At 51.1% G+C, this 24,220-nt stretch carries 19 protein-coding genes; 8 read left to right on the forward strand and 11 right to left on the reverse strand.

What is annotated here, in order from left to right:
* The first annotated feature begins 216 nt into the window (after window positions 1-216).
* Window positions 217-1,758 (forward strand): hypothetical protein, encoded by a 1,542-nt coding sequence (locus C0081_RS07770; RefSeq protein ID WP_101533253.1) that lies wholly within the window; start codon window positions 217-219, stop codon window positions 1,756-1,758.
* A gap of 389 nt (window positions 1,759-2,147) precedes the next feature.
* Window positions 2,148-2,780 (forward strand): hypothetical protein, encoded by a 633-nt coding sequence (locus C0081_RS07775; RefSeq protein WP_101533254.1) that lies wholly within the window; start codon window positions 2,148-2,150, stop codon window positions 2,778-2,780.
* A 115-nt stretch (window positions 2,781-2,895) separates the two neighbouring features.
* Here C0081_RS07775 and C0081_RS07780 read toward each other — a convergent pair whose 3' ends face one another.
* The 6 genes from C0081_RS07780 to C0081_RS07810 form a co-directional block, all read right to left on the reverse strand.
* Window positions 2,896-3,396: a DNA adenine methylase gene (locus C0081_RS07780; protein ID WP_210200438.1), complete on the reverse strand. Its 501-nt coding sequence runs from the start codon at window positions 3,394-3,396 to the stop codon at window positions 2,896-2,898.
* A gap of 92 nt (window positions 3,397-3,488) precedes the next feature.
* Window positions 3,489-4,364, reverse strand: coding sequence for a glucose-1-phosphate thymidylyltransferase RfbA (gene rfbA / locus C0081_RS07785; RefSeq protein WP_101533255.1), 876 nt, complete (start codon window positions 4,362-4,364; stop codon window positions 3,489-3,491).
* Window positions 4,361-5,221 (reverse strand): dTDP-4-dehydrorhamnose reductase, encoded by an 861-nt coding sequence (gene rfbD / locus C0081_RS07790; RefSeq protein WP_101533256.1) that lies wholly within the window; start codon window positions 5,219-5,221, stop codon window positions 4,361-4,363. Before rfbD ends, rfbA begins: the two co-directional genes overlap by 4 nt.
* Entirely contained in the window at window positions 5,221-6,258 is a 1,038-nt protein-coding gene (gene rfbB / locus C0081_RS07795) for a dTDP-glucose 4,6-dehydratase (protein WP_101533257.1), read from the reverse strand. Before rfbB ends, rfbD begins: the two co-directional genes overlap by 1 nt.
* A 4-nt stretch (window positions 6,259-6,262) precedes the next feature.
* Entirely contained in the window at window positions 6,263-6,826 is a 564-nt protein-coding gene (gene rfbC, locus C0081_RS07800) for a dTDP-4-dehydrorhamnose 3,5-epimerase (protein WP_101533258.1), read from the reverse strand.
* Window positions 6,827-7,374: 548 nt separating this feature from the next.
* Complete coding sequence (locus C0081_RS07810) at window positions 7,375-8,361, reverse strand: Gfo/Idh/MocA family protein (protein WP_101533260.1); 987 nt, start codon at window positions 8,359-8,361, stop codon at window positions 7,375-7,377.
* Window positions 8,362-8,658: 297 nt separating this feature from the next.
* Between C0081_RS07810 and C0081_RS07820 the strand changes: the two genes are divergently transcribed.
* From C0081_RS07820 to C0081_RS07845, 6 genes are all read left to right on the forward strand, one after another.
* The gene (locus tag C0081_RS07820) at window positions 8,659-9,423 is read left to right on the forward strand and encodes a DeoR/GlpR family DNA-binding transcription regulator (protein WP_101533262.1); all 765 of its coding nucleotides are present in this window, start codon (window positions 8,659-8,661) and stop codon (window positions 9,421-9,423) included.
* Window positions 9,416-10,630: an MFS transporter gene (locus tag C0081_RS07825; protein ID WP_210200439.1), complete on the forward strand. Its 1,215-nt coding sequence runs from the start codon at window positions 9,416-9,418 to the stop codon at window positions 10,628-10,630. Before C0081_RS07820 ends, C0081_RS07825 begins: the two co-directional genes overlap by 8 nt.
* Window positions 10,631-10,760: 130 nt before the next feature.
* Window positions 10,761-11,714: a TAXI family TRAP transporter solute-binding subunit gene (locus C0081_RS07830; RefSeq protein WP_101533263.1), complete on the forward strand. Its 954-nt coding sequence runs from the start codon at window positions 10,761-10,763 to the stop codon at window positions 11,712-11,714.
* A gap of 78 nt (window positions 11,715-11,792) precedes the next feature.
* On the forward strand, window positions 11,793-13,601 hold the full coding sequence (locus C0081_RS07835) for a TRAP transporter permease (RefSeq protein ID WP_425349455.1): 1,809 nt from the start codon (window positions 11,793-11,795) through the stop codon (window positions 13,599-13,601).
* A 454-nt stretch (window positions 13,602-14,055) separates the two neighbouring features.
* Complete coding sequence (locus tag C0081_RS07840; protein ID WP_180966804.1) at window positions 14,056-15,399, forward strand: sodium-dependent transporter; 1,344 nt, start codon at window positions 14,056-14,058, stop codon at window positions 15,397-15,399.
* A gap of 212 nt (window positions 15,400-15,611) precedes the next feature.
* A complete protein-coding gene (locus C0081_RS07845; RefSeq protein ID WP_101533264.1) occupies window positions 15,612-16,496 on the forward strand; it encodes a lysophospholipid acyltransferase family protein in 885 nt (294 codons plus the stop codon).
* A 70-nt stretch (window positions 16,497-16,566) separates the two neighbouring features.
* On the opposite strand, the gene C0081_RS07850 is transcribed toward C0081_RS07845, so the two are convergent.
* From C0081_RS07850 to C0081_RS07870, 5 genes are all read right to left on the reverse strand, one after another.
* Complete coding sequence (locus C0081_RS07850) at window positions 16,567-17,649, reverse strand: hypothetical protein (protein WP_101533265.1); 1,083 nt, start codon at window positions 17,647-17,649, stop codon at window positions 16,567-16,569.
* Window positions 17,650-17,834: 185 nt separating this feature from the next.
* Window positions 17,835-18,464, reverse strand: a complete 630-nt coding sequence (gene eda, locus C0081_RS07855; protein ID WP_101533266.1) for a bifunctional 4-hydroxy-2-oxoglutarate aldolase/2-dehydro-3-deoxy-phosphogluconate aldolase — start codon at window positions 18,462-18,464, stop codon at window positions 17,835-17,837.
* Window positions 18,465-18,744: 280 nt separating this feature from the next.
* A complete protein-coding gene (gene uxaC / locus C0081_RS07860; protein ID WP_101533267.1) occupies window positions 18,745-20,163 on the reverse strand; it encodes a glucuronate isomerase in 1,419 nt (472 codons plus the stop codon).
* 83 nt (window positions 20,164-20,246) lie between these two features.
* A complete protein-coding gene (locus tag C0081_RS07865; protein ID WP_210200440.1) occupies window positions 20,247-21,719 on the reverse strand; it encodes a mannitol dehydrogenase family protein in 1,473 nt (490 codons plus the stop codon).
* 14 nt (window positions 21,720-21,733) lie between these two features.
* The gene (locus C0081_RS07870; protein ID WP_101533268.1) at window positions 21,734-24,118 is read right to left on the reverse strand and encodes a glycoside hydrolase family 31 protein; all 2,385 of its coding nucleotides are present in this window, start codon (window positions 24,116-24,118) and stop codon (window positions 21,734-21,736) included.
* Window positions 24,119-24,220 lie beyond the last annotated feature (102 nt).

A 24,220-nucleotide genomic window follows, 5' to 3' on the forward strand; every position in this document is an offset into this window, starting at 1 on the left:
TTGAAAGTTTTTTCTAAAGGGGGGGCTTAGCTTTTGCACTGTTAGAAGGAGCGTTTTCAAGTTGTTACATGGCAGTTCTAAGCGTACAGTTTTGGCAGTTGTTTTACGGGCAACTCAGCCCACCTAAAATTACGGACTAGGGCCCAACATAGGTCCTCCTTTCGGTTTGGTTCCATTAGAATATCTGCAATTTGCGAAGAGCCAAGAGGTTCGATTATGAAAAAAAGCAAAGATTGGTCGATGGGCAGAATTGCTCGGGATATTTCGGGAAAAGCCGTCGATGCTGCGTTAGACGCATCAGAGAAAGCGCTTGATACCGCCAAGTCCAAATCAGCCGAATCCATCCATCAATTTGCCGAAAACCAAAAACCTCTTTCTGCAGAAAACTGGTTCGAGCGAACGGCTGAAGCATGCGAATCCATGTCCGATGCCATTATGGGAAGCTCAGGATGGACCAACAAATTGGTCTCGGTCGCCTCTTCTAAGTTAGGAGCTATGGCAGCTCCAGCATCTTTGGTTTCAGTCGCAGCTCTTGTCGGTACAGCATCGACAGGAACCGCCATAGGAACCCTCAGTGGCGCTGCTTCAACATCCGCAGCACTGGCATGGCTCGGAGGAAGCGTAGCCATGGGAACCGCCATCGTGACAACAGCTGGAGTCGGGGGGATGATAGCCGCTCCATTGCTGGTGAAACCGCTTTCTGAGAAATATCTGACAGGTCAAGCGCGAAATCCGAACGAGCTGTCAAGAACCGAGCACGATCTGGTGAATGCTTGCTGCGCACTTGCCATCGGCCTCAGAGAAGCTGCGAAAGATGGTGATCTGTTAAATAGCCGAAAAGCGACTGCCTTGCTTAATGATGCGCTCAAGCCACTGATCGACAAATCTGCCGACATACTTTGGACATCACGCCAATGGCCCCTGTTACAGCGCCGAAAGTTCAACAATGCCTATCTGTTGCTTGGTCAATCCAAGGGGTTTGCCAATGACTTAACGGCAAACCGAGAACCTATCGTTGTGGGCTTCGCTACGTCACTGATCCTCAATCTTCTTTCCGAAGGCGAACGCTCCTTCTCGGAAGAAGAACTTGATGTACTCGAAGCAATAAGGCGATCTGGCACCGCATTGAATGGTGCAAACAACGATGAAATTGCGATTCACGTTCAAGATATGGATCCAGAAGAGTTACTAGAGTTCAAAGAAAAAATTGAAGTTCATATTCGGGATATGACGCCCGAGCAATTGCAAGGTTTTAGGAACAACATCAAAGGTATCACACACGAGCTTCGATATGCACGTGAAGAAAATAGTGATGGCGACATGTTTGAGGTCGAGTTATTTGAAGCCACCAATCATCCTGGTGCAGATATCAAACTGATAAACATTGAAACAGGCGAAATTCGAGAACTACAGCTGAAAGCCACTTCCTATGGCAAATATGTCGAAGAACATTTTGCCAAATATCCAGACATCGACGTGTTGGCAACCACGGAGGTCTCAGAAGCTTTGGACGTCGAGACAACAGGCATTTCAAATGAGCAGCTATCAGCCGACATTGGTTCGACAATGGAAGAGCTTGCATCCACCGATAGTATCGAGATCACCGATAGCATGGCGATTGCTGGCCTCGTCACTTTGGCACGCAATGTGAACATTATTCTTACAAGCGATCCCGAAAAAAAGGCAAAACGTTCCGCTCTCGTGTCACAGAGCATTAAGGCGGGGCTAGTCGCAGGAATTGCAGAGCTGGTTGTTTGATCTGGCACATCTCTTAAGGCAAGATCTTTACGTTCACTCGTGTTGTGATGCGAAGGCGCTCATACAGGGAATGTCCACCTTGGGCTAACAGCAGACTGGTGCAGAGCCACATCGCTCGAAATCGCTCATCCAAGGTCGAAAATGGCAGTCACGGCCCACTCCTGCCGTTCGCCAATTATGAAATGCCGCACAGCCGCTTCCTCATTCCTGACATTCGAGCGAAGCGCAGCATCTTCAGCGACTTGATGGTAAGTGAGCGGACAAAGCTGCCATTGAATTCACCGCAACCGTCTCGTATTCCTCTCTTTTTTTGGTTGCATCCTGAGAGATAAATTGCAAGGATTGAAGAATTGTAGGCGATGATTGCCAATCAATAAAGGGCACTTGCGATGCATAAATGGATGACGCAGCAGCATCGTATAAACGAAATTTATGATGTCATTTTGTTTGAAAGTGATCGAGGTAGTGTCTTGCTGGCGTGTCAGATAATCGATGACGCACTAAAGGAAATCCTAAAAGATCTGAAACCTAATTCCGTGTCTGAAGCGGCATTTAAAAAGGCGACCGGAAGAGGAGGACCATTTAGCTCACTCGCATCTAAAACAGAGGCCTTGTACGTTATCGGCGTGTTATCAACCCAAACAAATTCGGCAATAAAAGTCATTCGAGAAATTAGAAATAAAGCAGCACATTCATCTACAGAATTTCGTATTTTTCAATACGAAGAGAAATTAAGCCAAGCCATGAACCTATTTGGTGAAGGCTTTGTTTTGACATCCACCGAAACTGCACTAGAGATGTTTATGCAAAAAATGGGGAAAATTGGAAAAGATATAAAATCGGATTTGGGAGCAAATCCATTTTCAACCAAGCAAGAATGTATTGATTATTTACAAGAAGTAGATTCGCCTGCGATGCAGGGACTGAAGAATATGTTGCCCAACTGGCATGTTGCGTCGCTCACATACTTAATAGTTGAGAGCATTTTTTTAAACCTTGATGATTTCTCAATGAAGCATTGATCCTTACAATTTTATGCTCATGGATTTAATCAGAGTTTTAAATGTCCAGCTTGGGCTCTGAATCGACCTTCGCTGCAGTTGGTACGAACGTCTGCTCAGAGTAGATGGGTTCTCCTCAGTTCCCGATCACCAACTCCTTGGCCTTCGTCTGCCCTTTGCTGCTGGCGGTGTAATTGAGCGTAACTTCCTCAATCTCAAAGCCCTTACAGATCTCCCTGATCTCCGGCACATCATTGATCGAGAAGAGAAAGCGTCCTTTGATACCTGCCAGTTGATCTGCCAATTTCTGGAAGTCTTCCGAGCTGAAGACGCCTTTGCCGTAATAGTCTTCACAGTTCCAACAGGGCGGGTCGAGATAGAATAACGTCTCGGGCCGGTCGTAGCGTTTGATGCAGTCCGCATAGGACAGACATTCAATGGTGACGCCAGACAGGCGCTCATGAACATCTTCTAATAGCGGGATGATCTTGGTGAGGTCAAACCGGGCACCGCGCGATGCAACTCCATAGGTCGGCTGCCAACCTTGCCTGCAAAACTCGTGCGCTGGAGATAGAGAAAGCGTGCTGGGCTGTTCTATGGGTAGGTTGCAAACTGTGAGACGCCCGTTAGAGGCCACCTCTCATGCAAGGCTTTTGGCCAAGGTGTTCCAAGGCTCGAAAATATAGAGCCTTGGAGGCAAGGGGCTGGTGGGAAAGAAGCTGGACGGCTTTATTGGTCAGCTATCTTCAGCAAGTATTTCCCATAGTTGGATTTCTTGTAAAGATGAGCTGCTTCGAGAAATTGCTCTTTTGATATCAGCCCCATCCTGAAGGAAATTTCCTCAGGACAACCGACTTGCAAGCCTTGGCGCTCGATCAATGTGCCGACAAAATTGCTGGCATCGCGCAGGCTGCCGTGGGTACCAGTATCCAGCCATGCAAACCCGCGTCCCATCTGCTCAACCTGCAGGCTTCCATCATTGAGATACATTTCCAGAAGGGACGTAATTTCCAACTCGCCTCGATCTGATGGTTGGACCTCTTTGGCGCGTTGGGGGGCGTCGCCATCGAGAAAATACAGTCCGGTTACGGCGTAATCAGAAGGGGGAGTGTCCGGCTTTTCAATGATTTTATTGACTTGGCCATTCTCATCAAACCCCACAACCCCATAGCGTTGGGGGTCATTGACGCGATAACCAAAGATGGTCCCACCTTCTGTGCGGAGGTCTGCAGCCAGCAACAATTCGCTCAAGCCGTGGCCAAAGAAGATATTATCTCCCAGAACCATCGCCGATGGCATACCTGCAAGAAAATCCTCTGCTAGCACATAGGCCTGAGCCAGACCGTCCGGCGCGTCCTGCACGATATACGTCAGAGACAGGCCCCATTGAGAGCCATCACCGAGCAAACGTATGAACTGGTGTTGATCTTCCGGTGTTGTGATAATCGCGATGTCTCGAATTCCGGTCAACATGAGCACTGACAAGGGATAGTAAATCATGGGTTTGTCATAGATAGGCAGCAGTTGCTTGGATACTGCCATCGTAATCGGAAACAGGCGTGTCCCCGTGCCCCCTGCGAGAATTATTCCCTTGCGCGTCGTCATGTTATCAATTCCTGTTTTTTCAATGCATTGAGTATATGGGTAAGGTCTGCACGCCAGTCCGGTCGATCAATATTGAACTGTGCTTTGATGCTATCGCAATTCATGCGTGAGTTGCCTGGTCGTTTGGCTGGTGTTGGGTAATCACGTGTTGGAATGTCCGTGACGGCAACAGTCAATTCTGCTTGCCTGAATATTTCTTTGGCGAAATCGGCCCAACTTGTATCCGGTGTACCGGACAGGTGGTAAATCCCGCTTTTCTCGGGGGACGTGATGAGGCATTGCGCCACCATCCAGGTGGCTTTTGCAAGTGCTGCTGCGGGGGTGGGGCCCCCGATCTGGTCACCGACAATGGAAAGAGCATCCCTGCTTTGCCCAAGGCGGAGCATGGTTTTGATAAAATTATTGCCATGACTGGAGACCACCCAAGAGGTGCGGATGATGGCGAAAGAACCACCAGCCTGTTTGATTTTTTCCTCGCCAGCCAGTTTCGTTCGGCCATAAGCACCCAATGGACCGGTTGGATCTTCGGGACAAAAAGCCGTTGTTCCTTCGCCTGCAAATACATAATCGGTGGAGATATGGATGAAGGGAATATTCTTTTGCGCGCAGGCCCGAGCCATCGCGCCGGGGGCCTCCGCATTGATCAAGACTGCAAGCGCTTCTTCTTCTTCCGCTTTGTCGACGGCGGTATAAGCTGCAGCATTGATAACGGCATCACAGTCGGAATTCAAAATGACTGCGGCACACGCCTCAGGGTCTGTTAAATCAGCCCTGTCTCTTCCAACACTTTCGGTATCCGGCAAAAGGGCCAGCTCAGTGGCGACCTGACCGCCTTTTCCAATAACAAGAATTTTCATCAACCCGCGCCCAATCTTTTGCCGACACCATCTCGGTTTTGCAACGCGCGCCACCATTTTTCATTGTCCAGATACCACTGAACTGTTTTCTCAAGCCCCTGTTCGACTGTAACAGAAGGCCGCCATCCGAGCTCATCACGGATGCGGGTCGGATCGATGGCATACCGCATGTCATGTCCCGGGCGGTCGGAGACAAAGGTGATCAAATCTGCATAAGGGGTGTCTTTGGGGCGTTTTTTATCAAGCACCGAGCAGATTGTACGCACCAGATCAATGTTACGCGCTTCATTCTCACCGCCAATATTATAGCAGCGGCCAAGCGTGCCCTTTTCGACAACCAACAACAAAGCGTCTGCATGGTCTTCGACATAGAGCCAGTCGCGAATATTTTCGCCTTTGCCATAAACAGGGATTTCCTCTCCCGCAAGGGCGCGCAGAATGACCACGGGGACGAGCTTTTCGGGGAAATGAAAAGGTCCGTAATTATTTGAGCAATTGGTCAGGACTACAGGCAAACCATAGGTCTCATGCCAAGCCCGAACCAGATGATCCGATGACGCCTTGGAAGCAGAATAGGGGCTGCGGGGATCATAGGGGGTGTCTTCGGTAAACAGGCCTGTTTCCCCCAAGGAACCAAAGACCTCGTCAGTCGAAATATGATGAAAGCGGAATGTTTCTGGTTTGCCTGCCCCCATCCAATAAGAGCGGGCAGCCTCAAGCATATTGTAGGTGCCGGTGATGTTTGTTTCTATAAAATCGCCCGGACCGTCGATGGACCGATCAACATGGCTTTCAGCAGCCAAATGCATCACGACATCGGGGTTATGTTTTGTGAAAACGCGATCCAGAGCAACACGATCCCGAATGTCTGCATGCTCAAAAGCATAGAGCGGACTGTCCGCAACACTGGCTACATTGTCTTGGCATGCAGCATAGGTTAGGGCGTCCATATTGATCACATGATGGCCACGAGACACCGCCAGTCGCACCACTGCCGAGCCGATGAAGCCCGCGCCCCCAGTTACCAGAATTCTCATCAAATCAACTTTCAAACACGAAGGGAGAAACGAAGGCGGCAAGAAACGGCGCTTTGGTGTCTTTCTCGGACAGAATGGCCTCGGACGTTTCGATACCCCAGTCTATAGCCAAATCCGGATCATCAAATCGTACGGCACCGTCGGCTGAGGCCGAATAATAGTCAGTGCATTTGTAGACAATCTCTGTTTCAGGTTCGAGTGTTACAAAGCCATGCAGAAAGCCTTCTGGAATATATAGCTGTTTGCCGTTTTCAAAGCTCAGCTCAATGCCAACCCATTGGCCATAGCTCGGTGAACCAACGCGAATATCCACTGCAACGTCATACAGGCTGCCACGACCACACCGAACAAGCTTTGCCTGCGCGTGAGGAGGAGCCTGAAAATGTAGCCCGCGCACCGTGCCTTTTTCTTTTGATAAGGAATGATTGTCTTGAACAAAATCCACGTCCAGCCCGCATTCCGATAGGGTGCGTCTGTTCCAGCTTTCTGAGAAGAACCCGCGGTCGTCTGAAAATCTGCGTGGGGTCAAAACAACGACACCCGAAAGGGGCGTTTCTTCAATAATCATACATATCTCCAACAATATGGTGCCTATATTTCATTAGACACATCCAACAAACAAGACACGTCTCTCATCTTGTTTGTTGGGTCGATGGCAAAGCAAAAATAAATTCTTTTAAAATAGTCCTGTTTTTTATGACAGCTGTGCGACTGAACCAAAATGCAGCAGTTTCGTATTCACGTCTCTATCTGCACATCACACAGATCAAGTATGCTCTGGCTGGCGTGCATTTATCAAGAGCTGTGTTCGGTTGTGCTTTGTTGTCTAGGCCGGTCAGGGTCTCCAGAGCTGGTTTTTTTGATCGCAGATTTGCTTCGTCGGGCCATATTTCCCTTCGTTGCTCAATGGAAAAAGCTGGCAAAATATATTGCTTGGCCCCTTGATTACGAAGAGTTCTCCCGCTTTTGAAACGCCAATCCCTATACAACAAAAGGCCCGGCGGATCGCACGGGCCTTTTTCTGTGGTGCATCAAGAGTGCATTCAATCTATCCATTAACGGCTGAAAACTGGTTCCAATACCGGTTTCCTGACATTAGTGGGGCGCTGGAGACGGTTAAACCGCCGCCCATCCGTCGCTTAGATCTGCAGCATACAGGGCATCAATCGCTGCCTGATTGGCGCGGGAGCTTTCAAGACTGAAGAGAGTGACATCTTTGCCTGCAAGACGGTTTCCGATGGCTTCTACTTCCATTTGATATTGATTGACGCCTCTGAAAGCCCATTTTTCAACATTGCTATGGCCGCGATTGTGCAAGACCACATCCACTGCTTCATAAAGCTGCGCATTAAACGGGGCTGTAATTTCAATGAAGCCTTCGTCACCATGAAAGACCATGGATTGGCGTTGTGCCAGTTGAGTAGAGCAATAGAATGTCATGTCAAAACTGCCAAAATCATACTGGCAATTGGCATAGATGTCGGTGCCAAAATCGGGGTCTCTAACAATGGAGGCTCGGGCACGAACCGGCTCTTTACCCGTAGCAAAGCGTGCTGTAACCGTGGGGTAAACGCCAATATCGGGCAGTCCTCCGCCACCAAGGTCAAGCTGGTTACGCATGTTGGTCGGGTCGACATTGTAATAGGAAAAGACGCCCTGAATGTGCCGCAATGTACCGATGGCACCTTCCGCCAACAGATCGCGCACCTTTTGCCACTGTGGATGATACGTGACCATGAAGGCCTCTGTGGCAACGAGCCCGCTTTTGTCTCTTGCGGCGATTACGCGGTCTATTTCTTTGGCATGCAAGGAAATGGGCTTTTCACACAAAACATGCTTGCCTGCTTCCAGGGCCTTGATCGTCCAGTCAACATGTTGCGACGTCGGCAGTGGGATATAAACGGCATCCACTTCGTCGCTCGCCAGCAATGCATCATAACTGCCATAAGCGGTTGGAATGCCAAAATGCTTAGCAAAGGCATCCGCGCTGTCTTGGCTGCGGCTGGCGACCGCCTGTATGTTGCCATTGTTGGCGGCCTGTATGGCAGGCACAAGATGTTCACGTGCAATTTTTGCCGTGCTCAGAATTCCCCAGCGGATCATGGTCTTTCTCCTCACTATGTGATGCCAGTTTAGCAGCACCCCGCGATGGGATTCAATTGGTTAAACTGGCAAATGCAGCCAATGCGCGCGACTGAGTTGCGCGCCGATGATGGGCTGGCTGTCCATGGCCCATCAAAATCCTTGAGAATACGGCTTTATTTTTTACACCCGCGGAAAAATCTCAATCATAAAAGCAATAAAGAATTGCATAAAAATGCAAATTATTGCATAATTTTGCATTAAATAGCATGATAATGCATTGTGGCGTGCTTGATCCCGCCAAAACAGGACCGGTCTATGAAAGAATTGGCATTGAATAACCCTCTGGTTCGGCAGGACCTGTTGAGCCAACGATTGCAAGAAGGAAAGCAGCTGATTGCCTCCGATTTGGCCCGTGAGTTTGATATTTCACTCGATACGATACGACGTGATTTATTGGCACTGGAAGATCAGGGTTTGGTGCAAAGGGTGCGTGGTGGCGCTGTTGCGGTGCGCAAGCCAGCGGCCACCTTTACCGAACGCTTATCTGAACCACCCAATGACTGTAGCAAGATTGTTCCGGCCGCCATTCCCTTGATCAAGGAAGGCATGACAATTATTCTGGATGGTGGCACGACCTTGGCCCATTTGGCTGAATTGCTGCCTGCATTGCCAAACCTGCTGGTGATCACGCCATCGCCAGTCATTGCATCCATTTTGTTGCAAAAAAACATAGCAACCCATTTGATCGGTGGCCGCATCAGCCCTTGGGGCGGTGTTGCCGTTGGCGGTGATGCCGTGCATGCCTTGGGCAAGCTCGCCGCCGATCTTGCTTTCATTGGTATATGCGGCCTGCATGCACAGTTTGGTCTGGCATCAGATTATGCCGATGAAGCCGATCTCATGCGTGCGATGGCAACGTCCGCCGACGACACGGTGCTGGTATGTTCCAAAGAAAAAATCGGACAACGGGCGCGGCATCAGGTTTTATCACCCGAGCAATTATCCATCATTATCACTGATGCAGACGTCGCAACTATGCAGCCTTTTAAAGAGGCTGGAGCGGAGATACTTCATGTCTGATTTTCAAGTGGTTCAAACACCGCATTCAAAAATCCGCACACCCCGGCGCGCGGTTGCAGCCATGTTCGTGCTCAATGGCGCCTATTATGGCATCTGGGCGTCTCGCGTTCCTGCCATAGCCCAACAGCATAATTTGGGGGAAGCCTTATTGGGAGTGCTGTTGTTGTGTATGTGTGCCGGCGCAATTGTGTCTTTCCCTGTGACCGGCCGTATGGTCGACAAATATGGCAGTGCACAGGTGACAAAGCGGATCGCCCTCCTGTATGGAGCGTCTCTAGCTGCATTGGCATTGGTCCCCAACGTCTGGATGCTGGGGTTGGCTTTGGTTGCTTTTGGTGCCGCTCACGGGGCTATGGATGTCAGCATGAATGCTTGGGCCGGAGAGGTTGAGCGCCATGAAGGTAAGCCGATTATGGCATCATTCCATGCCATGTGGAGCTTTGGTGCAGGCCTAGGCGCGGCATCTGGCTATTTGGCCGTGAAACTGGGTGCGGTGCCCATGACCCATTTTCTAACCGGCGCTGTGATTTGTCTGGCACTCACCTTACCCTTTGGCTTGATACGATGGGTATCGCCGACGGTTGCCCCCTCCAGCACAAAGAAAAAAGCCCCCTTGCTGGCAATTCCGAAGGGTGCGCTGGCCTTTGTTGGTATCATCGGTTTCTGCTCGTCTATGGGAGAGGGCGGTATGGGCGACTGGAGCGCGGTGTTTCTGGTACAGGTCGCCCAGGCAAATGAAGCCATTGCGGCGCTCGGGTTTGCTGCCTTCTCCGCAACCATGGTGATTATGCGCTTGATCGGGGATAAGATTATCGCGCGGCTGGGGGCTGTTCGTGCGGCCCGCATCAGCGGCGTTCTGGCTGCATCTGGTTCACTGTTGGCTGTAGCGGTTGCGAATTTGCCCGCGATCCTTATTGGTTTTGCTCTCATGGGCTTGGGATATGCGCTTGTGTTTCCCCTCATGTTCTCCCGTGCTGCCAATGATGATCAGCTCTCACCGGGGGCTGCCATCGCATCTGTGGCCACATTGGGCTATGGCGGGGGGCTCTTGGGGCCGGTCCTTATTGGCTTTCTCGCGGAGCTTTTAACCATTCGCTTGGCTTTTCTGGTTTTGTCAACACTTGCGCTGGCGATCGTGATTTTGGCACCCTATTTGGCGCCAGTCTCAGAAAACCGCCACTCTGACATGCCTGCAAAACCCGAGTGATGCGACAGTTTGCCAAGGAGCAGTTGCTTTTGCTTGAAGCGGGTCGAATTTTGGTTAGTGTTGTGGCTAACAACCATATCACCAGACTTGGCACTTTACTTCTGGCAATCCGCTTTTGGGAGGAAACAAAATGAAATTTGGTAAAACCCTGTTGGCCACAACCGCGCTTTTGGCAACCAGCTGCCTGGCGCAGGCCGAGACCCGTGTGACGTATAAGTCAGCAAAATCCACTTCATCCTATTATCAGATGGGTGTGCAGATTGCCGAAGCGATGAAAGCTGGCACCAATGGTGATATCATCGTCACGGTCGAAGAAAGCCAAGGGTCTGTCCAGAATGTGATGGAAGTCAAGGGTCGCGGTGCTGACTATGTCTTCACCACGCCTCCGTCATTGGTTTCGCTTGCCCAAGGTGGCAAAGCGATGTTCAAAGACAAAGGGCATGTCAAATTTGCAGACATTCGTGCGTTGTTCCCTATTCCCAGTCTGACCATGCATTTTGTGATGTCTAGCAAAAGCGGCGTGACCGATTTTGCTGGTATGGAGGGCAAATCCGTTCTGCTCGGCAAAGGCTCATTTGGTGCAAGAGAAGGCGCGAAATATCTCAAATTGTTCGGTTTGGAAGACAAAATAAAACTGGCAGAAGTCGAGATCTCCAATGCGGTGCCCGCTTTGAAAAATGGCCAGATTGACGGGTTTGTGACATCCGGCTCCTGGCCTGCTCCCAACGTTGTTGAAGCTGCCGCTTCTACCGACGTGCATATTTTGTCGCTGTCTGACGATCAAATCAAACAAACCAAACGCACAAAGCTGGTGATTCCGGCTGGCACCTATGCTGGTCAGGATACCGCTGTCAACACCACGTCGTTGCCAGTGGTTGCCTTCACGACCACTGCTATGGATGAAGCCACCGCTTACACACTGACCAAGACGTTCTGGGAACAGAAAGCCAAGATGGGTGCAGGTGCTCCATGGTGGAACGGTGTGAATAAAGAGCTGATGAGCAACATCCCCGGTAAACTGCACGCAGGTGCCGTAAAATACTACAAAGAAGCTGGCTTTGAGTTGACAGAAAACCAAATGTAAGCTTCTGCTATTGTCAATAAATATGCCGTGGTCATAAGTGGCCACGGTTTTCTCGTTTTAAACACAGAGTGTCTATCCATGATGCAAGCGCCCGTGCAAAATAACCTGCCCGTCCGACTCCTTTTGGTCTCGCTTGCAAGTCTGCTTGTCGCCTTTCACTTGGGTTTGATATTTTCTGGCCTGACGCCCAATCTGGTCTCTCGCCCCATTCATATGGCGTTGGCACTGCCGTGGATCCTGATCATCGGCGCCAAAGCGCAAGCTGGGAGTCTGCTGTATAGATCCGCCGGTTGGCTTCTGTGCGCGTTGGGTATGGGGGCTTGCTTCTATATTGCTTACAATCAATCCGTCTTGGGGGATCAATATGGATCGCTCGAAGGCACGTTCCAGATTGCGGTGGCGATGACGCTGCTCACTGTGGTGCTTGAGGCGGCCCGTCGTGCTATCGGTTGGCCTTTGCCCATTGTTGCTTTTCTGGCGCTGCTTTACGGATTGTTCGGTCAATATATCCCCGGTGAATTTGGCCATTCCGGTACGCCGCTCACTTCCTTTCTGGGCACCTTAACCATCGCAGAGGGCGGTCTCTGGGGCAGTCTGACCGGCGTGTCGGTGTCTGTGGTTGCTATCTTTGTTATTTTTGGTGCTGTGCTCAATGCAGGTGAAGCAGGGCAGGGCTTTATGAATGTCGCCGCCGCTGCTGCCGGGCGTCTCAAAGGGGGCGGGGCCAAAGTGTCTGTGATCTCTTCGGCGTTGTTTGGTTCTATCTCGGGGTCTGCGAGCGCCAACGTCGCCTCGACCGGTGCCATCACCTTGCCCGCTATGACCCGTCTGGGCTACCCCAAACGACTTGCCGCAGCGGTTGAGGCCGTCGCGTCGTCTGGTGGTCAGATCATGCCGCCCTTGATGGGGGCAGGGGCCTTTGTCATGGTTGAGCTGACTGGCACGCCTTACACGGCCATCATCACCGCCGCGTTGCTGCCAGCCCTGTTGTATTTTTTCGCAGTCTGGATCGGCATTGATGCCTATGCCACCAAATTTGATCTCTCGGGCATTGCCAAAGAAGACCGGCCACCGGCAAAAGATGTATTGGTCACCTCCGCTTTCTTTCTTATTCCTTTTTCGGTTTTGCTGTGGGGCATGTTCATTGCCAGCTTCACGCCGCAATATGCCGCAAGTTTGGCGATTTTGGCAGGCGGTCTGCTGTTGTTGGTCAATCGCCAGTTTAGCATAAAACCAAGCCAGATCGTTGTCCGGTTGGAAAAGGCACTTAATACCGCCGCGACACAGGTTTCGATGATTGCCTCCATCATTCTGTGTGCCTCCATCATCATCGGTGTGTTGTCTATCACGGGGTTGGGGGTTAAAATCACCTCGCTGATCCTGTCCGGCTCTGGTGGTTTGCTGTGGCCCTCGTTGCTGCTCACCGCATTGGCCTGTCTGGTGTTGGGTATGGAAGTGCCAACCACTGCCGCATATGTGATTTGTGTTTCGGTGGCAGGCCCAGCGCTGATCCAGTCAGGGTTGGAGCCTCTGCAGGCCCATCTCTTCGTCTTTTGGTTTGCCCTCATTTCTACCATCACGCCCCCGGTCTGCGGGGCGGTATTCATCGCGGCAGGCATGATCGGCGAGGATTGGCTCAAAGTTGCTGTCACGGCCATGGCGCTTGGTATCGGGCTTTATATCATCCCCTTGGGCATGATCGCCAATCCCGACCTGATCGCATTGGGCGAACGCCCTTTCGGGGCCGTCGCTTCGGCGTTGCAGGTGGGGCTCGGGCTTGCTCTTATTTCCTACGGCATGATTGCAGCCTTCCGGTCACCCGTCAGGGTGCTTCTGATTGCCGCAGGTTTGGCCGTGATATTCATACGTGTATTTATTGATGCCTAAATAAGATCGATGCTTCGCGGGAATGGGGACGCTTGCAACCCATTATGATCACTAAGGAATTTGAGATAGATCAAATTTTAGGCGATTGCTTATGCCTTGAGCAATGAAAGTTGTGGCTTACTTGCGATTTTGAACTAAATGCGTAATTCATAGGTCGACTCTTATACGAAAATTTCGCAAAAACATTGGCACTGTTAATCAGGTCTTAAGGATCTTCTCGTTGAGAAGGACCGAAGCATTTGGTTGCTGCCTCCGACAGCCGGGAAATCAGCGTTTCTGACGGGCCGGAACATTGAGAGGCGCAGCGTGCAGGGCAGCCAGTTGGGCAACATGATGTTGCTATTGGCAGTGTTTGCTTCGGGGAACTGACGCAGGACATGCAAATTGGGCAGGGGGCAGACCCAAAAGGGTCGGCGGTGCTCAAACAATAAAATTCGTTGGGATAGATAAGATAATGAGTATTAAACGCGAACACTGGGGCTCACGCCTTGGTTTCATCATGGCGGCTGCAGGTTCTGCAATCGGCCTTGGTAACATCTGGAAATTCCCTTATATGGCCGGTGAGAATGGCGGCGCGGCCTTCATTATCATTTATCTAGGCATTGTTTTCACCATCGGGCTATCGCTGATGCTGGCGGAAATCACCATCGGTCGCCACACCCAATCCGATGCCATCAATGCATTCAAAAAGTTCAACAGACCGGCATGGTCTTTTATTGGTATTTTGGGCATCGTCACTGCTTTCGTGATCTTTTCCTTCTATAGTGTCGTGGCTGGCTGGACGATTGCCTATGTCGTCAAGTCTGCAACGGGTGCCTTCTCTGGAATGGATGCGGCTGCAATTGGTGATACCTTTGGTGGGTTTGTCAGTTCCACGGTTCAACCCATTGTTTATCACGGAATTTTCGCAGCCCTGACCGTATTGGTCGTACTTGGTGGGGTTTCTGGTGGTATTGAACGCGCCAGCAAAATCCTGATGCCGGTGCTGTTTCTCATCCTGATTGCTCTCGTTGTTCGCGGCGTCACATTACCTGGAGCTGAAAAAGGGTTGGAGTTTTTCCTCTCACCCGATTTCTCTAAGATTACGGCTAGCACAGTTATGGCCGCACTTGGACAGGCCTTTTTCTCCCTGTCTCTCGGCATGGGTGTTATCCTGACTTACGGTTCTTATTTGGGTAAAGAAGCCAACATTGGACGGTCTGCCTGGCAGATCGCTTTGCTGGATACAATGGTTGCCATTCTTGCCGGTCTTGCCATTCTGCCCGCTGTGTTTGCCTTCAACATGGATCCTGCTGCGGGTCCTGGCTTGACCTTTGTCACGCTACCAGCTGTTTTCGAGGCGATGCCTGGTGGCTACTTCTTCTCGATCATCTTCTTTGTTTTGCTGACCATCGCTGCTTTGACCTCGTCGATCTCGTTGCTTGAGCCGATTGTGTCCTTCTTCTCCACGAAGGGTTTCACACGGACACAGGCAACCATCGGTGCCGGGGTGCTTGCGTTCCTAATCGGCATCCCGTCTTCCCTGTCTTTGGGGGCCTGGAGCGATATTCACATCATCAAGGGGCAAGGATTCCTCGATTCAGCCAGTTGGCTAACAGACAAGATCCTACTTCCTGTTGGAGGCCTTCTTATTTGCCTATTCGTTGGTTGGGTAATAACGCCAATTGCCATCAGGGAAGTGTCAGGCGAGGGTGAACCGAGTGCTTTGGTCAAAGCGTGGATCTTTATTCTGCGCTTTATCGCTCCGATTGCGATCGTCATGATTTTGCTGACCGGTCTGGAAATCGTTACATTGTAAGATCGGTAAAAAAACGAAGCTTCAATAAAAAGGCGGGCCATTTGGCCCGCCTTTTTATTGATCCTATAGTCAATGCCACTCCTGTGCTGCCTGTTCTGTTTGAGATCCACGCTTTGGATGTCGTGTGACACATAACCTTCACATCGGTGTCATATGGGCTATGCAACAGTTTGTTGCTGCCCTATCGGGGCGATAAAGACCGGAGTTCATCAATGCTATCTCGCCATCAGGTTGCGCGTGACATATCTTATGCCCATTCTGCTGACACCAAACCAGGGCGCGCGGTGATCCGGCTTTTAGAGAATACGACAGGCCGCTTGCAACTGATCAAGCGCGCGGATGGCTATGAACATGAAGTGGCTGCCGGGCGGGATTTTTGGTCTGTTATTGTTGAGCGCTATGGACTGTCTCTGGAGGTGATGGCCGGCCAGCTGGCAAATATTCCCAAGGAAGGGCCGCTGATCCTGATTGCCAATCACCCTTATGGTATCCTCGATGGTTTGATGATGGGGCACATCTTGTCCGAGGCGCGGGGCGATTTCCGCATCTTGGCCAACCAAGTCTTTCACAAGGCCGATGATATCAATCGCATCATCCTGCCGATCTCGTTTGAGGCAAGCAAAGAAGCCGTGCGGCAGAATATCGAAACCCGTAAAAATGCGCTGAGCTATTTAGCGGATGGCGGTGCGATTGGTATTTTCCCCGGTGGTACGGTCAGCACCGGTGCAAAACCATTCTCCCATCCGATGGATCCAGGGTGGCGTGGATTTACCGCGCGCATGGTGGGTAAGTCAAACGCCACGGTCGTACCGGTTTTCTTTGACGGCCATACCTCGCGTCTGTTTCAGGTCGCGAGCCATCTCCATTCCACATTGCGCATGGGACTGCTGCTGAAGGAATTTAAGAAGCGCATGGATACGCCGGTTAAAGTGGTGATTGGTGAGCCAATCAGCCGCGCTGTCCTTGATCCGTTGGCAAAAGACAGCCGCGCCATGATGGATTATTTACGTCAGGCGACCTATGCTCTGTCCCCCACGCCTGTCAATTCCGATGAATATGGCTTTGAATTTGAAGAAAAGCACAGGGTCCGTGCTTAATCCAATTTGCCCAATCAAAGACGTCAGAGCACTCGCATCCTGATCTCGTTTTGCGAACCCTGATATCAGCCTATTGTGCCGAGTAGATCAGCGGGAAGTTTCGGGCTTCACCCTGTACACCATCACAAGTAGGTTTTTCGCGATATTCGATCAGGAAAAACTCAAGCGCCTCGCCTTCTACAACGCGCAATTGATAGCTTGAATAGCTGCCACAGGACCCATCTCCATCATAATATTCCGAGCGTACCATCGCAGTTTGAGGGGTAACCTGTGGCGCACGGATCTCATAGAAATCGTCGCCATCGCCATGGTCGGGAACCGCAGGGAATATCAGCACATTGGAATAAGCAGGGTTGCTGTTCAGCGCCGTGACAAATACGGACGAACCGGTTCTTGCATAGAGATTGCAGGGGACTTCCCACAAGGTCATCTCATCGGTGATTGCAAAGCGTCTTCCGAACCCCGTTGTATTGGCTGGTTGGCAATCAGGGGCATCACGTTTTACGCTCTGCAAGACCCCAGCTGGCACGGCTGCCAATGCATCAAATTCTAACGCTTCTCCCAGTTGGATAGCGTCGCCATAGAGACCAGATCCAGCGTCCGCGCTGTTGTCCTGTGTGTCCTCTAGTTGCGGACAAACAACCCCGCCCTTGACAGAAATCACAAATGGAAAATGCTTGGACTGTGTGATGGTCAACTTGGCTTTGTCGACAAAGATATTGTTGTCAGCAACATGTTGCTCTTTTACCTCAACCAACACAGTAAAGGTGGCATCGGGGTCGCGATAAAGGCGCAGCTCTTCAAGCTCTGGCTGATCTGTTTGAACCCCATCCTGACGGGTCAGTTCATACACCGTTTTGCCCACCTTCATCCATGCAGGAAGTTCTTCACCATCATTATAGGGCGCATAAAAAACGTAAGAAAACTTATCCGAACCAGGAGTCTTGTTGTGTTGCCAAAAAGCCAAATGGCAACCGTCATAGTCGCCAACCACATTCTGTCCAAACAGGCGTAGATCGATGCTCTTGTCCTCGTCTGCAGCCCATGCCGATGAGAGCATGCCTGTTAGGGAAAACAAGACAAGCAGAAAAGCCAAACCGCGCTGGATTTGGTGTGTCGGGTTTCGGAATACACGAAGAGCGATCAGAGGCATGGGGTTTTCGTCCGGTGGCTACAGTGAGTCTTTTGCAATTAGCAAAATTAGCCTAGGGGAGAACACACGCAACGTCCAGACAGTTTCGCAAGGTTCTGCCAATGAAACCGGGCTTGAATATGAGAAAAAGGCTGGCTGCCATCTGACAGTCCAGCCTTGAAATCTGGCGATAAATTATGCTTGCATCAAGAGCCAAGCATGGCTGCCTCCGCAGCTCGGCGACCGATCTCATCCCAGTCTTTAGCGCGCACCAAATCAAGGGGCGCGATCCACGTCCCGCCGATGGCGAAGACATTGGATTGAGAGAGATAATCACGCGCATTGTCTGGATTTATACCGCCGGTTGGGCAGAATGAAATGTCGCCGACGGGTCCCGCCACAGCCTTGAGCATGGAAATGCCGCCGAGCACTGCCGCGGGAAATAATTTTTGCTGGCTGAAACCTGCGTCGCGCAAGGTTAGCATTTCAGACAAGGAGCCTGCACCGGGCAGGAAAGGCCAATCGCTCATTTCCAGCGCTTGCAGCAATTTGAAGGAAACGCCAGGGGAAACACCAAACTGACCACCCGCTGATTGGGCCGCATTTAATTGTGCTTCGGTCAAAATCGAACCAACACCAACAACGGCGCCCTCGACTTGATTGGCAATCGTTTCAATAGCGTTTAGCGCCGCATCGCTGCGCAGTGTTATTTCCAGAATAGAGAGACCATTGTCTACCAGAGAGCGAGCCAAAGGCAGCGCATCTTCGGGATCTTCGATCACCAAGACCGGAATCACTTTGGGTCCATTCAGTAATGTTGTGATGGATGGATGCATAATGTTCCTTTTGTCGATGAGGTCACAAGAACCTCTCGTTTTGGCCGCAAATTTTCAAACCCATACTCTATAGCATTAGCGCGGGACCATATCAGGCCATCGCTGCGCATGCCATACACGATGTAAGAAGTCTGATCACAATAAAGGAAATAGATTATTTTTAAGTAACGCTGCTGTTGCCAGCAAAAAAAGAGAAACCGTCTGGTACGCATCATCGTACCAGACGGTTGGTTATCAGCACTATATGTGACCCGGTGCACCAAACTGCATCGGGTTTGGCTTATGCCTCTGGTTGGTCCAGAAACCAGTCCGCTGCGTTTTGATAGCAAACATCGCGTACCAGCTTGTCTAGCAACTGGCGATCATTCGGAATGTGACCTGCTTCAGTCCAGCGCCCAATCATTTGGCAAACCAGACGGCGAAAATACTCATGCCGTGGGAAGGACAAAAAGGAGCGACTGTCGGTCAACATGCCGATGAAGTGGGAGAAGAGCCCCATTTGTGCCAATTGGGTCATTTGTCGTTCCATGCCGTCCAGCTGGTCATTGAACCACCAGCCTGAGCCCGCCTGAATCTTGCCCGGAATGGTGCCATCCTGAAAATTACCAGCGGTGGATACAATGACTTCATTCATATTTGGATTGAGATGATAGAGCACGGTTTTGGGCAAATGGCCATCTCGATCCATTTCTCCAAGCAATCCGTTCAACGGGCCCGCCACAGGCAGGTCGTTGATGGAATCGCCACCAACGTCGGCACCCAGACTGCCATAGAAGCGGTGATTGTTGTTGCGGATTGCGCCGATATGCATTTGCATTACCAAGCCGCGTTGATAATAGGCACGGGACAGATCAACCAGCATATTGGTTTGGAATTGAGCAATTTCGAGCTCTTCAAGAGCCTGATTCGTCATCCGCTTTTCAAAAATTACATTGAGCGCGGCAGTGTTAACCGGAGGAGCAAAGCGCAACACGTCAATGCCGTGATCGGTGGCTTTACAGCCATTGGCAACAAAGTGGTCAAGACGCTCGATCAGGGCATCCATCAGCTCTTCATAGCTCTCAATGGAGCGGCCTACCACTTTGGACAAATCTGCTATGAAGTCCATAAAGCCCGGCATTTCGATTTTGTAGGCCTGATCCGGACGGAAGCTTGGCGCGACAATCATGTCATTGATGCTGTCGTCCTGAGCTATGGCTTTGTGATGCTCGAGACTGTCGCAGGGCATGTCTGTTGTGCCGACAAATTCAACCTTCATCTGACGCAGCAACCCGCGAGCAGAGTGGCTGTCTTCTGCCAGTTTGCTGTTGGCTTTCTCCCAGATTGCGTCTGCCGTTGCAGGAGACAACAAATCGCGAATGCCAAAATAACGCTGCAGTTCAAGATGGGTCCAGTGATATAGGGGGTTGCCGAGAAAACGCGGCATCACCTCGGCAAAGGCATTGAATTTTTCGCGGAAATCAGCGGCGCCCGAAACACGTTCTTCGTTGATACCGGCCCAACGCATCGCGCGCCATTTATAGTGGTCCCCTTCTAGCCAGATTGCTCCGATATCGTCCCATTTTTTATCGGATGCGATAACATCTGGTCCCAAGTGATTGTGATAATCAACAATGGGCAAACTTTCTGCAACGTCATGATAGAGATGGCGCGCTGCTGCTGTATCCAGCAAAAAGTCTGGGCCTAGAAAAGGTTGCATCTTATACTCTCCATTTGTGCATCATTGACTATTGCTGCCGTCGGCCTTCAGGCCGGTTAGCGGAAAAGGCCGACGGCATGACTTTAAGAAGCCAAGGAAGCCACGCTAGCTTTGGCTCCTGTCTGGACTAAAGTTGCATAATTTGCCTTGATTTTCGTCACGAATTTAGGATTGTTCGCAAGTTTAGCAGGGAAAATACTGTCGATGGCGAGCACGGCATCGATATAGGCGTCTTGATCAGGCAGCAGCGCTGCTTTTTCTGCGATCAGATCGGCCGCCAATGGGTCGTTAATTGGCGTAGGAGCACCTTTTTCATCGGTTCCTGCCATAAAGCGCAACCAACCGGCAACACCCAGTGCTAGCCGGGACCAATCAGACCCATGCTCAATGTGCCAAGCAATGGATGCCAGCATTCTCTGGGGTAGTTTCTGGCTGCCATCGGAGGCAATCTGCGCGGTTTTATGCTTCAGTTGACTATTGGAGAAACGCTCGATAAGGGCATCCGCATAGGCGTCCAAATCCACATCTCCGGGCACAGACAGGGTTGGCTGCTGTTCTTTGACCATTAATTCGTGCGCGACTTTGCGATAGTCTTCATCTGCCATACAGGCATCGATGGTTTCATACCCAGCCAGATAACCAAGGTAGGCAAGGAAAGAATGCGCGCCATTCAGGGTGCGCAGTTTCATGTCTTCAAAGGGTTCTACATTGGAGACAAACTGGGCGCCCACTTCTTCCCAAGCGGGACGGCCTTTGATGAAACGGTCTTCAATCACCCACTGGCGGAACGGCTCGCAGACAATGCCATTGGGGTCTTCCATGCCACCAAGCCTTGTTTTAATCAGGGCGCGGCTTTCGTCTGTCAGGGCTGGAACGATGCGATCTACCATTGAGCAAGGGAAAGTCACATGCGCCTCGATCCATGCGGCCAGATCGGCATCCAGCTTGCGGGCATAGGACATTACCGCCAATTCGCACAGTTTGCCATTGGTGGGCAAATTGTCGAGGGACAAGATCGTGAAACCATCAAGACCCGCCTCACGGCGGCGACGCAAGGCCTCCACCAGCGCACCAATGGCAGATTTTGGTGTGTGCGGGTTTTCAAGGTCATGCACGATGGCAGGATTGGCTTCGTCCAGTTTGCCACCAGCCAGACAATAGCCTTTTTCCGTCACTGTCATAGAAACAATTGCCAGATCAGGCTCTAGGTATGGTGCAAAAAAGGCATCAACGCCCCCTCGCTCGGGATGGGCTGTTTTGACAATTGAGCCGATCACACGCAGATTGCTAACCGTATCACTATGTTCCAGAACGCTGTAAAGATGGTCATTTTCTTCGAGCTGGCCAAAACGTTCAGCACCAAATAGAATGTCGCTTACCACTACGCCCCAGTCGCTTTTGGGGTGCTTGAGCAGCAAATCCTGATGATAGCCCATCCAGTGGGCACGGGCGAATGCACCAAAACCCAGATGAATGAGTCGAGGTTTTAGGGCTGAGCGATCGTAATTTGGCAACTGAACATTGCCCGGTGCTTTCATCAGATCAGAAATAGTCATAAATTTTCTCCAGATCAGAAGGGCAACAATGTGCCACTGTCATAAGGACGATTGAGGACAGACAGGAGGCGACTATCATCATTGCAGGTGCTGATTTCGCAGCCAGCCAGTGCGGGGTTAAAACGGCCCTTGTGGGCCCATCTTAGATCCAGCGTGCTCGCTGTTTGTGTAACAGTCAGAGTGGTCAGGCGGTGCTCTCCGTCCATTGCATCAACATTGTCACCTTTGTCATCGTAAACATGCGCTGTATATTCGCAGCTTCCAGCCCCGGGCATAGGATAAATGACGAGCTGGCGTGTTTGTCCTTTAACCGATGCTGACCGCTTGGCCTCTGGTGACAATGGTAAAACTGTGCCGGCGCGAACGAACAGCGGAATCGATTCAATCGTTACCGGTATGGTGGTATGTTGTCCACCCTTGTAATAGCTTCCTGTCCAAAAATCATAATAACCAACGCCATTGTCGGGTAAATAAACCCGTCGTGATGTCGCGCCTTCTTCCACCACGTTGGCCACCAGCAAATCACGCCCAAGGAAGAAATCATCGGTTGGTTCAAAACACTGTGCATCATGATCATGGTCAAGGAACGTTGGCCGGATCATCGGTTCGTCATCGACAACAGATTTATAGAGCAAGGTGTAGAGGTAAGGCAGCAAGCTGTAACGCAGTTTGATTGCGTTTCGGATGTGGTTGGTGACTTGCGGGAACATCCATGCTTCGTTGACTGTCGCATCGTCATTCCAGCTGTGAATCGTGAAGCGGGGATGGAAAATGCCATTTTGCACCCAGCGCACAAACAGCTCCGGTTCAGGACGTGGCCCGGCAAAGCCGCCAACATCGTGGCCGACATTGTATAGGCCGGACAGGCTCATGCCCAAACCCATCGGGATATTATATTTGAGGCTCTTCCAATTGGTGCGATTGTCGCCAGACCAGGTCTGGGCATACCGTTGGATGCCGGGGCAGCCGGAACGCGAAATCAGATAGGGGCGTTTTTCCGGTGCAAAATCTTTTTGCGCTTCCGTTGATGCGCGTGTCATCAGCAATGGCTGAACCGGGCGGATAAGGTCGATTTCAATGGGATCACCAAAGCCGTTGCATCGGGCTTGTCTGTCCCAGATTTCATATTCGTTATTGTCATTCCATGTGCTGTTGATGCCATAGTCCAACAAGGCAGTTTTCACATTTGCCCGCCACCAGCTTTGCGTCGCTGGATTGGTGAAGTCCAGATGGCTGCCTTCATCATCCCAAAAGACCGAGCGCTCTGCGACACCGGTATCACTATCCTGAACATACAACCCCAGAGCATCGGCTTCCGAGTAGCGTGGGTGGTCCTGAAGCAAGCAAGGTTTGATGTTGGCGATCAGCTCGATACCTGCGTCGGCAAAGCATTTGGACATGCCTTTGGCGTCGGGTACCTTGGCTGTATTCCAGTTAAACACATACCGCTTAGGCCCGATCGAGGTGTAGCCCGAAGACAGTTGGAAACTATCGCACGGAATATCGTGCTTCTCGAGCAGTTTGACAAAGCCTTGCAATTGTTCTTGCGCGTTGTCGGCATCCGTATAGGACATGGTGGAGCCTGAATAGCCCAGCGACCAACGTGGCAAAAAGGCGGTGCCGCCGGTCAGGCGGGTATGGGCTTTGGTGACATCCGCAATGGATGGCCCAAGGGTAAAGTAATAGTCCAGATCTCCGTCTTGTGCGCGATAGGAGCGATAGGGCTGGTGATAATTGTCCAGCTCATTGCCCAGATCAAACCAACACGGGGACAGATTGTCATAGAAAAGCCCATAAGCCAGCCCGTTGGCTAGCCGCGTAATGGTGAAGGGTATGTGTTTGTAGAGAGGATCGGTAGCGCCGGCATCGTAGCCCATGGCGTCCAGATTGCGCATTTCATAACGGCGGCCGGAGCGTTCCAATTCGCCTGCTTTTTCACCAAGCCCGAAGAAACGATCCGATGCATCGCGCCTCAGAAAATGGCTGTGCGCATGGTCCTTGCGCCCCAGCATATACGCGCCGGTTGGGCGATCTTGTGCAATTTGTTGCCATTGCTCGTCAACACCTTCCCGCCCATGCCAAACAAGACCAAGAGGCTTGTTTATGGTAACGCATAAATGGTGGGTCGACAAAGTGATGCTGTCATCTTCCAGCTGGCTTTCAAAAGCTGGACAGGCAAAGCCCTCCAACGATGTGCGTTTGCGGCCTTCGATCGGAGCGTCGCCCTTGGGCGCAACACACCAGCTGCGATCCAGACGATAGACGCCGTCTTTCAGCAGCTGCACCCGTATCATCCGTTCTTCAAGAACATCAATGTGCAGATGATGCCGTCCTTCGACTTCAAGAATGACACCGGTTTCCGTTTGGCTTTTGAAGATCCAGTTTTTCAGTTGATACATGATGAAAACTTCCGACTTGGAGCAAAAGGGCAATGAAGCCCTTCGTGTCTTTTGGGTTTTATGGGATGCTCAAAGAAAAACCGCCCATCACTGGGCGGCTTT

This window comes from Cohaesibacter celericrescens (genome assembly GCF_002866925.1).
Classification (GTDB): domain Bacteria; phylum Pseudomonadota; class Alphaproteobacteria; order Rhizobiales; family Cohaesibacteraceae; genus Cohaesibacter; species Cohaesibacter celericrescens.